Annotated in this window: 12 protein-coding genes; 3 read left to right on the forward strand and 9 right to left on the reverse strand. The window is 64.0% G+C overall.

Going from position 1 to position 10647, the window contains the following annotated elements:
* The first annotated feature begins 418 nt into the window (after positions 1 to 418).
* Positions 419 to 799, forward strand: coding sequence for a hypothetical protein (locus QZT63_RS07460; protein WP_290649938.1), 381 nt, complete (start codon positions 419 to 421; stop codon positions 797 to 799).
* A 2-nt stretch (positions 800 to 801) separates the two neighbouring features.
* A complete protein-coding gene (locus tag QZT63_RS07465) occupies positions 802 to 2709 on the forward strand; it encodes a glycerophosphodiester phosphodiesterase family protein (RefSeq protein WP_290649940.1) in 1908 nt (635 codons plus the stop codon).
* A gap of 214 nt (positions 2710 to 2923) precedes the next feature.
* On the opposite strand, the gene QZT63_RS07470 is transcribed toward QZT63_RS07465, so the two are convergent.
* The 9 genes from QZT63_RS07470 to QZT63_RS07510 form a co-directional block, all read right to left on the reverse strand.
* A complete protein-coding gene (locus tag QZT63_RS07470) occupies positions 2924 to 3727 on the reverse strand; it encodes a universal stress protein (RefSeq protein ID WP_290649942.1) in 804 nt (267 codons plus the stop codon).
* 144 nt (positions 3728 to 3871) lie between these two features.
* Positions 3872 to 4180 (reverse strand): CC/Se motif family (seleno)protein, encoded by a 309-nt coding sequence (locus QZT63_RS07475; RefSeq protein WP_290649943.1) that lies wholly within the window; start codon positions 4178 to 4180, stop codon positions 3872 to 3874.
* Complete coding sequence (arsB, locus tag QZT63_RS07480) at positions 4177 to 5289, reverse strand: ACR3 family arsenite efflux transporter (RefSeq protein WP_290649945.1); 1113 nt, start codon at positions 5287 to 5289, stop codon at positions 4177 to 4179. Before arsB ends, QZT63_RS07475 begins: the two co-directional genes overlap by 4 nt.
* 45 nt (positions 5290 to 5334) lie before the next feature.
* Positions 5335 to 5748 (reverse strand): arsenate reductase (thioredoxin), encoded by a 414-nt coding sequence (gene arsC, locus QZT63_RS07485; protein ID WP_290649947.1) that lies wholly within the window; start codon positions 5746 to 5748, stop codon positions 5335 to 5337.
* 15 nt (positions 5749 to 5763) lie between these two features.
* Entirely contained in the window at positions 5764 to 6099 is a 336-nt protein-coding gene (locus QZT63_RS07490) for a metalloregulator ArsR/SmtB family transcription factor (protein WP_290649948.1), read from the reverse strand.
* Positions 6100 to 6180: 81 nt separating this feature from the next.
* Positions 6181 to 6423, reverse strand: a complete 243-nt coding sequence (locus QZT63_RS07495; protein ID WP_290649950.1) for a hypothetical protein — start codon at positions 6421 to 6423, stop codon at positions 6181 to 6183.
* 233 nt (positions 6424 to 6656) lie between these two features.
* A complete protein-coding gene (locus QZT63_RS07500; RefSeq protein WP_290649952.1) occupies positions 6657 to 7622 on the reverse strand; it encodes an alpha/beta hydrolase in 966 nt (321 codons plus the stop codon).
* Positions 7623 to 7741: 119 nt separating this feature from the next.
* Complete coding sequence (locus QZT63_RS07505) at positions 7742 to 8596, reverse strand: DUF6544 family protein (protein ID WP_290649954.1); 855 nt, start codon at positions 8594 to 8596, stop codon at positions 7742 to 7744.
* A gap of 123 nt (positions 8597 to 8719) precedes the next feature.
* Positions 8720 to 9727 carry a nitroreductase family protein gene (locus QZT63_RS07510; RefSeq protein WP_290649956.1) on the reverse strand — a complete coding sequence of 336 codons (1008 nt, stop codon included), beginning with the start codon at positions 9725 to 9727 and terminating at the stop codon, positions 8720 to 8722.
* 207 nt (positions 9728 to 9934) lie between these two features.
* On the opposite strand from QZT63_RS07510, the gene QZT63_RS07515 reads away from it, so the two are divergent.
* Positions 9935 to 10647 (forward strand): CPBP family intramembrane glutamic endopeptidase (locus QZT63_RS07515; protein ID WP_290649958.1); only part of this gene is annotated, 713 nt, incomplete at its 3' end.

A 10647-nucleotide genomic window follows, 5' to 3' on the forward strand; every position in this document is an offset into this window, starting at 1 on the left:
CGAGGACCGGGACACCTATCTCGCGGCGCTGGAAAGCGCGAGCATCGGCCAGGAGATCAGGCCGTTTGCCGCATTTGTCGCCGAGCCCGTGAAACGGTCGCTGGAGCGGGTGGCATGAGTGAGCAATCTAAAGACGAATCTGGCCGCTGAATGGGGTCGGACCTGTGCAACTGACCCGATATTTCTTGGCGTCCGCTCGTGATTCCCCGATGCACCGGCTCATCCACAATGCGCTACAGCGTCGCAAGCGCCTTTCCGGCACACGAAATCGAATGCCCATTGCCTGCGCGGACAGCGCCATCGGCGTCATGTGTTCCGGGACGGCCTGGACCCCACGGGCCAGCACTGGTGCAATAGCCGTCCAGGGCTGCGCCTCGTGCCGGCTCATGAATCGTTGCCGCAACCAAGGGGATCACCGATGATCAGGGTCATGATTCCATGCACCCGCCCACGATGGATGCCGATGACACCCGGTGACGTGTGGTCACTCGCGGCCGTCGCGGTGTGCGAGCTCGTCGCCGCGGTCTTCGACGCCATCCAGCGAGCGCTCGGCCGCGTGACGCTGCGGCGGGCCCAGGTCACGGTGGACGCCGAGCAGCGAGGCGCGCGGGCATTCGCCAAGCTGATGCGCAACCCCGCCCGGGCCCTCAACACCACCGGGCTGGTGACCATCAAGGACATCCGCGAGGAGATCGTCGGCGAGGCCGTCATCTGCAACCTGCGCGACGGAGAGCGGGGTACCGTCGGCGGGCTGCTGGTCGCCCGCGAGCCCCTCAGCTCCGGCCGCGCCGACGCCTGACCGTGGCAGGCGCACAGCGACTGCTGACGGTGCTGCTCGGCGTCTCCGCCATCGGCCTACTCGCGGCGCCGCTGCTGACCACCGAGCCGCTCGAGCGGGTCAACCACTTCGCCGAACACCGCCCCGCCAACATCGCCCACGCCGGCGCGCAGGGTCACGCCCCGCCCAACACCCTCGAGGCATTCCAGCTCGCTGTCGACCTCGGCGCAGACACCCTCGAGATGGACCTGCAGCTGAGTGCCGACAACGAGGTGGTGGTCCACCACGACGGCACCGTCGGCCGCCAGACCGACGGCGCCGGGGCGATCCGCGAGATGACCGTTGACGAGCTGCGCGAGCTCGACGCCGGCTACGCCTTCACCGACGAGGATGGCACGCACCCGTACCGTGGCGAGGGCGTGCGCATCCCCACCCTCGAAGAGGTCTTCGAGGCCTTCCCCGAGCAGCACATGGTGCTGGAGATGAAGCGCGAGGGCGGCACCGGAACGCCCGCGGCGGTCACCGACCGCGTGCGGGCCCACGGCCGCGAAGACCGGGTGATTCTCGCCAGCTTCGAGCTCGATTTCGTGCGCGAGGCCCGCGAGCGGCTGCCGGGGGTGCTCACCGCGATGTCCGTGGCCGAGGTCCGCCAGTTCCACATGCTGCAGCTCTTCGGGCTGCACCGATGGTGGCAGCCGCCGGGGGAGTTTCTGCAAATCCCTGAGTTTTACGCGGGGATTCACGTCACCAGCCACCGGTTTCTGTCTGCCGCCGACGAGATCGGCGTGGACACCCACGTGTGGACCGTCAACGACCCCGACACCATGCGCCGGCTCCTCGCCGCCGGCGCCCACGGCATCATCACCGACCATACCGAGCGCATGGTCGAGGTCACCGCCGAGCGCGCCGCCGGCGCGCCGCACCCTGAAGCCGACTCCGGCAACGTCGCGCTCACAGTGTGGTTGCAGGATCGCCTTGGCTGGCTCACCCCGGCCATGGCCGCAATCACCTTCCTGGGCCACCAGGAATTCTACGTTGTCGCCTTCCCGCTGCTGTACTGGGCGGTGAGCCGGCGCGTCGGGCTGCGGGTAGGGGTACTGCTGCTCGTCTCGGCCGGGATCAACGAGGCGGGCAAGCTCGCCGGGCGCACGCCGCGCCCGTCCTTCGTCGTCCCCGAGCTGGGCGCCGTCAGCGAGCACACCTTCGGCATCCCCTCCGGCCACGCCCAGCACGGCCTGGTGGTCTGGGGCGCACTCGCTGCCGAGGTCCGCCGACACTGGGCGTGGGTCGCCGCGCTCGTCCTGGTCCTGCTGCTGTCGGCGTCACGGATCCACCTCGGGGTGCACTACCCGGCGGACGTGCTGGCCGGATGGGCGGTCGGCGGGGCGCTGCTCATCGCCTACCTGCGGTGGCGCAACCCCGTCGAGGCGTGGCTGGCCACGCGGCGGCCGATGCAGCTCGTGGGGCTGGCGCTGGCGGCGTCGGTGGCGCTGATCGCCCTCGCCGCCGGGGCGCGGGTGGTCTTCCTCGACTGGCAGCCACCGGCCACCTGGGTAGGCATCGGCCCGGACACGTGGCCAATCGGCCTCAGCCACGCCGTCACCCCCGCCGGCGCGCTCTTTGGTCTCGGCGCGGGCGTGGCGCTGCTGCGCGCCTACGGCGGCTTCGATGCCGGCGGCCCCCTGTGGCAGCGGGCGCTGCGCTGCCTCTTTGGCCTGGTCGGCGTGGTGCTCCTGTGGCAGGGCCTCGGCGCGCTGTTCCCCGCCGGCGAGGACCCCATCGCGCTGGCCTACCGGTGGGTGCGCTACGCCGCCGTCGGCGTCTGGGTCGGCGGCGGGGCGCCGCTCGCCTTCGTCCGCCTGGGCCTCGCGCCCGCCGCCGTGTCTACACCCTCGCAGCCCAAGCCAGCGCGCCACGCCGCGGCCAGCTAGCGCGATTTGCGGAAGCTCCTCGCAGCAGTACCCGCCACGCGTGGGATCATGGCCTGGGGCTGCGCTTCGTGCCGGATCGTGAATCCTTGCCGCAACCAAGGGGCTCACCGATGAACAGGGCCATGATTCCTTTCCGAGCGTTGATGGCGGCTTAAGGTCCACATTTGGCAGATCCGATGTCATGACAACCCTTCAGAAAAAATAGGCAGCGAATTCAGGAATGCGCCGGGACCAGCAGCACCGGGACGCCGGACCGACGGCATACCGCCTCCGCCGTACTACCCACAAGCAACTCGGTCAGTGGATTGTGGCCGCGCTTGCCCAACACGATCAGCGACGCCCGCTCATCCCGCGCCATGCGCTTCATGGCCTCACGCGGGTCGGCGTCACTGTGAAATGTGGTCACACCCCTGGCGGCGAGTGCCTCAAGCCGCTGGGCCGCCTGACCAGCCTCGACGGCGCGAGCACTGCTCTCCCCTGCCTTGGGCCCCGCATGCATAGCGATACCCTGCTGACCCTGTTGCACCAGCTCCAGGAAGGCGGCCTCGGCCGCAGCGGAGTTGGCGGAGCCGTCCGTCGCCAGAAGGATGGGCCCGTCGGCGCCCATGGCCCCGTCCACGGGAACGATTACCAGGGGTAGTGTGGTGGTACGGGCAGCATCCATGACCGAGCTGCCCAGGAAAAACTCCCGCCACGCCGAGTGCCCGCGGGAACCCAGGACAACGCAGTCCCCTCCCACGGCGCGGGCGGTATCCTGCAGCGCCCGGGCCGGGCGGCCGACAACCACGGTCACGTCCACCTCCAGGCCCTCCTGGCGAAGCGGTGCCGCGAGCTCTTCCAGCCGATCGCGATAGTAGTCTTCATGGGCCAGTTCCGGGGCCGCCGGATAACCGATCTCCATCACGTACGCCAGTGTTACGTGTTGCACTCCAAGACGCCGAGCCAGCGGTGGCAGCGCATTCCGTACCGCCTCCCAGCCGCTGGAGAAATCAACGCCGACGACAGCATGTTTCAACATTGTCTTGCTCCCTGGCCCGATACCCGAGCCGGTTCGTTGCGCCAGTCATCCCGCCCCGGGGAACACCCGGCTGTGAGAGCACCTGCAGCCGCGATTTGCTGCGGCCGGATAACAGCCCCGCGCCGTTCCTCTGGCACAGGCGCCTTACCTTCTTGCATTCAGACCGGTGCCCTCCACGAACAGCCGGCGCCAGCGAAGGAAGCCTTCCGCGCGAATCATCAACGTGCCAGGGTGCCCGACCATGGCCGGATCGACATAGACGGTAACCCCGTCGATCTCACGTATCAGCCAACCCTCGGGCTTCTCCGGCGTGCGCGCTTCCGCGACCGGCAGGATCGCCGTGCCACCGCAGCATCCGTGACGCGGTGACGGGCGCAGGGTGATGGCGGCGCCCTGTTGCGCTGCCCACCGGGCAGCCTCTGCATCCAGGCGCACATCCGGCCCTTCTGTCATCCGCCCGCTCCTGCGGGCTGCGGCGCGGCCGCGGGAAACTTGTGGCGGGTGCGGTTGGCAATCTTCACAAGCGCAAGCATCAGCGGCACCTCCACCAACACCCCCACCACGGTTGCCAGCGCCGCGCCGGAATGCACGCCGAACAGGGCGATCGCTGCCGCCACGGCCAGCTCGAAGAAGTTGCTGGCGCCGATCATGGCGCCCGGCGCGGCGACGTTGTGCGGCACCCGCCAGGCCTTGGCCCATCCGTAGGCGATGAAGAAGATCAGGAACGTTTGCAGGATCAGCGGGATAGCAATGAGTACGATGTGCAGCGGGTTGTTCAGGATCACCTCGCCCTGGAAGGCGAACAGCAGCACCAGGGTGAGGATGAGCCCGATGGGCGTCACGGGCGCGAGGCGCTTCATGAACACGTTGTCGAACCACTCCACGCCGTTGCGACGGATCAGCGCCACACGTGTCAGGTAACCCGCCGTGAGCGGGATGACGATGTACAGAATCACCGATAACGCCATGGTCTCCCAGGGGACGATGATGTCCGAAATACCCAGCAGGAACATTACGATGGGAGCAAAAGCGAACAGCATGATGAGGTCGTTCACCGAGACCTGCACCAGCGTATAGGCAGCATCACCCCGGGTGAGATAGCTCCAGACAAAGACCATCGCGGTGCAGGGTGCCGCGCCAAGGAGAATGGCCCCGGCCAGGTATTCCCGCGCCAGCCCCTCGGGGATCAGCGGCGCAAACACCACCATGAGGAAGAACCAGGCAAGGGCGAACATGGTAAACGGCTTGATCAGCCAGTTCACCGTGGTGGTAATGACCAGCCCCTTGGGCTGGCGGCCGACCCCCAGGATCGAGCTGAAATCGATCTGCACCATCATCGGGAAGATCATCGCCCAGATGAGAATGGCCACCGGGATGGAGACCTGGGCGTACTCGAAGCGAGAGAGCGCATCGGGGATGGCCGGCGCGAACTGGCCGAGGGCGATACCGACGACGATGGCGAGCGCGACCCAGACGGACAGATACCGCTCGAAGAGTCCCATGCCCTCGCGGATATCCGGCGCATCATCCGTGGAGTAGGCAGTCTGGTCAGTTTGGCTCATGGGTGCTCCATTGCGTTGCGCGTTCTCACACGCCTGGTGTCGGCTTCAGTGCTCCAGTTCCTGCAGCAGGGCCGCGACACGCGCACGAATTTCGTCACGCACGCGGCGGAATTGACCAGTAATCTCGTCCTCGGTGCCGGTGGCGCGGGCCGGATCGTCCAATGGCCAGTGCACCTTGCGGGTACCCGTCGGCAGAATCGGACAGTGCTCGTCTGCGTGACCGCAGACCGTGACAACCACGTCTGCCTGCGCCAGCATCGCGTCCGCGAGCTGGGTGGACTCCTGCTCGGAGATATCCACACCCACCTCGTTCATGGCAGCAACGGCCCGTGGATTCTTGCCGTGGGCCTCGATGCCGGCGGAATCCACGGTGACCTCGTCACCGCCCATGGATCGGGCGAAGCCTTCGGCCATCTGCGAGCGGCAGGAGTTGCCGGTACAAACGAAAAGGACGTGCATTGGCGCTTCCTCAGGTCAGTCACACGCCGCCGACGGGCGGTTGGGCATGGTCGCGAGCCGCTGGCGCACGTCGCTGAGCCCTTCGGCGTGCAAGGCGGCTTCCAGAACCTCGTGCGTCCACGGTGGTAGCGCCGGGTGGAGGCGGTAGTGCACCCACTGGCCCCGGCGCTCGTCCTGAACGATGCCGAGATCGCGCAGGTGACCAAGGTGGCGCGAGACGCGGGGCTGGGAGAGATCCAGCGCATGGACAAACTCACAGACGCACAGCTGCTCCTCCACCAGCAACAGAAGCAGGCAACGAAGGCGCGTCCCATCCGACAAGGCACGGAAGAACTGTTGAGCATCAAGCATATGCGGATATGCTAATATGTATACATCCATTATGGAAGCACCAACCTGAAGTCACGAGGCTGGTATAACCACTCGCCCGCGTCAATCGCCGAGGCTCGCCGCGTCCTCTACCGCCAGGTCGATGGTGCCCCGCACCCGCTTGAGGTGCGCCCGCAGGGGGTGGCATTTGGGCTTGGCATGGTCGGCGTCAGGCCTACTCAGTTTGGCCTGGGCTGGCGGCTCGGGAGCGGCGGCCTGTGCCACCTCGGCTTCGAGCTCGCCGATCAGCGCCTCGAGGTTGGCCTCGTCGAAGAGCTCGCCCGATTGTGCGCCATTGGCGGGCATTCATTTGGCGGTGCATTACGCTGGCGCTAATGCACCCCCTTCGATCGGCACCAGTGCCATGGGATGGCCACACCCTTCGGTCGACGCCGGTGCCATGGCGTGGCTGGACGCCGCACCCGTAGGCGGATTAGCGCAGCGTAATCCGCCGTTAGAACAAACCGCGCCGCAGGCGCACAACTCTCTGCGGCGGCCGCAACTGCCTGCCTGGACCATCGCCGGTACCCGCTCAGGTGTCAGGTGCCGGCGGCCTCGGGCTCACTCCCACGATCGAGGATATACTCTTGCAGCATCTCCCGAATGATCGTTTGCTCCACGATCGTTACAATATGGCCACCACTCTTGAAACTGACCAATCTTGCTTCTGGAATCGTCGACGCCGCAAACTCAGCGTTGTGATAGAGCTGTAATCCATCATCCTCCGCATGAAACAGCAACGTGGGCGCCTTGATTGCTGAAATCCTGGCTCCAGGTAGCGTGGCCTCATTATCGAACGCGACACCTTTAGCTCGTAAAGAGGCGGGGTTCATGTGCTCAATGAGCTGCCCGATGCTATCCCGCTGCGGGGGCGTAAGAGGACCAATGACTTTCTCATCAGCTCCAATCAGGACCATGAGTTGTCGCTTGAACAGTTTGGAAACAATCCAGAAGGGCGCGTCAACTTTGAATAACGCCTTCAGTGTGTTGCCCTTCTGATCCGCCTGGGCCTGATCGGCTGTAGCGGAATTCACAACGCCGCAGGACAGGCATGTCAATGAACTCACGCGCTCGGGGTGCAATACAGAAAACAGGAGGGCGGAAGGTCCGCCTTGCGACATGGCTACCACCGCCACGTTGGCGATACCTAGATGATCAAGTAGATACGCGTAGGCATCCGCTTGCTCGTCCCATGCAGCACCCTCCGGAAGGGTAGACCCTAAATACCCGAATCGCGAAGGAATAATCCACCGGAATCTTTCGTCCAGCACGGTCCGTGCAATCAGTTCACCCTGATCGTACCCACCTCCTGCCCCGTGAATCACTAATACAGGTATCCCCGACCCGATCTCCGTGTACTCAATGTCACCGAATGGCGAGGTCAATATCGTACTTTGTCCCTGCACCCGCTCGTACGCTTGTCCGATGTCCCGAAGGTACGCCCCCAGGGCAAAAACTGACACCAGCGTTAGCGCCAGCACGATCCCGATTGCAATGCTTTTCAATATCGCGATCCCCTTCCTTGAACTGCCCAACGACAAAGCTCCCTGCACCAATGCAGCGGGGCGCGGTTCCTTTGCCGGGCAACGCTTTCCTGGGCGCATCTACCGTGTGAACCACTGACTTAGGGTTCGAGCTCATACTGCGCATCAATGACGTTTCCCTTCCAGACCAAGTGCAGGACCCCATCCTCGTACCAGCCAACTTCGCCATACTTGGGGATGCGCATGCCTGCCTGGACTTGATAGTCGCGAAAGTGGCCCTGCCACGGGGTTTGTCTGTATTCACCATCGAAGCTGCCGAAACGACCGGCGCTATAGATACCCGTCGCCTCGCCAACGTCATTGAACCGAAATTCCAAGGACACAGTTGTCCCCCTGTCAGTCAGCGTAGCCAGCGCCGAGTGCTCATCGATCGGACTCCACACGACACCGGCCTCAGGCAAGAGGGCGGTGGGAAACCAGACCGCCTCGGCCAAATACCTGTGCAATGCCCCCGAGTTCAATTCTGGTGCGCCTGTTTCTGAGGCAACGGCAAAGGCGGACAGGAGACTTACTCGGCCAGAGCCAACGCCGGCAATGTAGCTGTCCATGACACGTACATGTGTCGCCAAAGGCGTCTCAACCTTGGCGTTCCAAAAGAAACCAGTTGCAGGGGGTACGACAAGTTGGCTAGCGGTAAATGGCGACCAATTTTCAGTGGCTATGCTGGTTCGCAACACACCCGATTGCTCCATCTTTGCTACGTTGATCAACGTTTGACCATCGGTCAGAACGTGCCGGAAATAACGGGCAACCGGGGGTGGAAGCTCGGATAATGACTCAAAATCGACGGCCCCGCTCGCTTGCCGGCTTGCGCCGTCGATTAGCATGGCAGCCATCTGCTCGGCCGTTGAAGTCTCGCGGACCTGCCCGATCAAGACCGCGACAGCAGCGACCGTGACGACAACTCCGGTTGCGATGAGAATCCACTTGCCCATCAGCCAGTGCCCTGCTGTCTATATGCACGAAACCAGCGACAACGCGTGTGCTGCCACTTTAACCGCCACCCGTGGGTTCGTAATCTTGAGTTTCCAAGACCACCCAAGGCCTTTTCACCTGCTTTATTGCCCACCACCGTGCTCGCGCCTTATGACGTCGCGGACCGGACGTCTGTGCGCCCGCGGCATGGCATCGGCGTAGCCCAACCGGATCAGCAACATTGGCCAGCCCTGAAGGCCAAGCTCGCGACGCAGCCGTTCCCGCACAGCCGGCACTTCACAGGGCATATTGACATGGGCATGCTTCAGACCCTCGGCGGTTGCCAGTAGCGCCATGCGCTGAAAACCGCGACCGACCCGCACCCACGTCTTCTTGTCATTCTCCTCCGCCACGAACAGCATCAGGGCCGACGAAGAACGGACCTGGCGTGCCGTGCGGGCCGCCTCACGTTTCGGTCCGGCGGTAATGCGCATCATGAGCACACCAAACCGGCGTGGCACGAAAGGAAATCCCATGACGTTGGCGGCGAGACCGTCCTGTCTCGCCTTCGCTTCGCCCTGACTAAAACGGATCCAGTGCATCAATTCACTTACAAACGCGGCATCGCTGAACTGCTCGCGGCACCCCTCCTCGACTCGCTCGATGACAGACTCCACCTCTGTCTCGGTTGTCATGGCGTAAGTCGTCACCATGGGTTGGCCTGCAATTGCCCGCAATGCATCCAACGTCGATAGGGGAATCGGGCTGCCATCGAACAAGCGCCGGGTAGACTGGCGTTGCGGGATCGCCGCAAAGAGGCGTGCGCGGGTTTGCGCCGCCAGCGTATCGTTCGCGGGAGTGCTGGAATTCAGCCGCACACGGATCACATCGGGGTCTGCATCGTCTGGAAAGTAATCCACCGAGGCCCCAAGACCTCGCTCCTGCGCGGCAATCACCAGATTCTCCAGGGCGCAGCCCAGACTAATGAACAGGGCATGGTCGTCCGCATCCACAACGGGCAGGCGCCGAGTGTAGTCCGGCCGTACCTCGATTTGATCCTCACCGATGGTGAACAGCCATGGTTGGGTGTTGTGTCCGGAGGGAGCGCGGATGGCGTACTCAATCAGTTCTGTGAGAGCCGCATTGTTCATGGAAACCGCCCGGCAAGGGTAGCGAAGGTAAACTCACTCTAGTTCGCATCAGGGGGGCACGGCATGATGCAGATCAGGAATCGGATGGTTGGCGCGATCAGACATGCCGCACAAACTTGACCCGGGTCATCATGGCGGGCGGTGCGATTCCGCAATGTGTGACATGGCGCTCCCGTTCGGGCTGCGGACTCGCGGAATATCACCAGCGTGACCATTAAGCACTTCATTGCGTTTCTTGTGCTCACGTTCTCCGTGTCCTGGGGGCTACCCGCTGTTGGACTCTTGTTATCCAGGCTCTTCCCCGGGTTTGCGTTCAGCCTTGATATGTACTCACCGCTCTATTACGCCGGCGTGTGGGGGCCAGCGGTGGCAGCAGTCATTGTAGTGGGGTACGTCCAGGGACGCAGTGGCCTGTCTGCCTTCGGCCGCCGGCTTCTCGACTGGCGGTTTCCCATGCGCTGGTGGGTGTTTGCGTTGCTCGGCATACCGTTGCTTTATTTTCTGGCCGCCGTCGGTCACTGGCTGACAGACACGCCGGACGCCATGAGCGGGTGGAATCTATCGCTCGCCTATTTGGTCGGCTCCACGCTGGCCCGGGCAACCGCCGGACCGATGGAGGAGTTGGGATGGCGGGGCTTCGCCGTTCCACTGCTGCAACGTTGGCTCCACCCGTGGACGGTGATTGTTGTAATTACCGCCCTGCACAGCATTTGGCACGCACCAGTGTTCCTGATTGGGCAGTTCGCTCACTTCGGTACCGAACTGCCCTTTGGGCTGGCCCTGCTCCGTTTCACTCTCCAAATCTTCGCCATTACCGTGATCTTCTCTATCGCTTACAACGCAACAGCGGGAAGCCTCACGCTCGCGGTCCTAATCCACCTGATGCTGAATCTTGCCTACCCGTGGAAAGTGGATGTGGA

The organism is Aquisalimonas sp., assembly GCF_007120195.1.
Lineage (GTDB): Bacteria > Pseudomonadota > Gammaproteobacteria > Nitrococcales > Aquisalimonadaceae > Aquisalimonas.

Bases quoted from the DNA above. Each gene is read 5' to 3' on its own strand.
- QZT63_RS07460 (WP_290649938.1), top strand. From the start codon at position 419: ATGATCAGGGTCATGATTCCATGCACCCGCCCACGATGGATGCCGATG.
- QZT63_RS07470 (WP_290649942.1), bottom strand. From the start codon at position 3,727: ATGTTGAAACATGCTGTCGTCGGCGTTGATTTCTCCAGCGGCTGGGAG.
- QZT63_RS07475 (WP_290649943.1), bottom strand. From the start codon at position 4,180: ATGACAGAAGGGCCGGATGTGCGCCTGGATGCAGAGGCTGCCCGGTGG.
- arsB (WP_290649945.1), bottom strand. From the start codon at position 5,289: ATGAGCCAAACTGACCAGACTGCCTACTCCACGGATGATGCGCCGGAT.
- arsC (WP_290649947.1), bottom strand. From the start codon at position 5,748: ATGCACGTCCTTTTCGTTTGTACCGGCAACTCCTGCCGCTCGCAGATG.
- QZT63_RS07490 (WP_290649948.1), bottom strand. From the start codon at position 6,099: ATGCTTGATGCTCAACAGTTCTTCCGTGCCTTGTCGGATGGGACGCGC.
- QZT63_RS07495 (WP_290649950.1), bottom strand. From the start codon at position 6,423: ATGCCCGCCAATGGCGCACAATCGGGCGAGCTCTTCGACGAGGCCAAC.
- QZT63_RS07505 (WP_290649954.1), bottom strand. From the start codon at position 8,596: ATGGGCAAGTGGATTCTCATCGCAACCGGAGTTGTCGTCACGGTCGCT.
- QZT63_RS07510 (WP_290649956.1), bottom strand. From the start codon at position 9,727: ATGAACAATGCGGCTCTCACAGAACTGATTGAGTACGCCATCCGCGCT.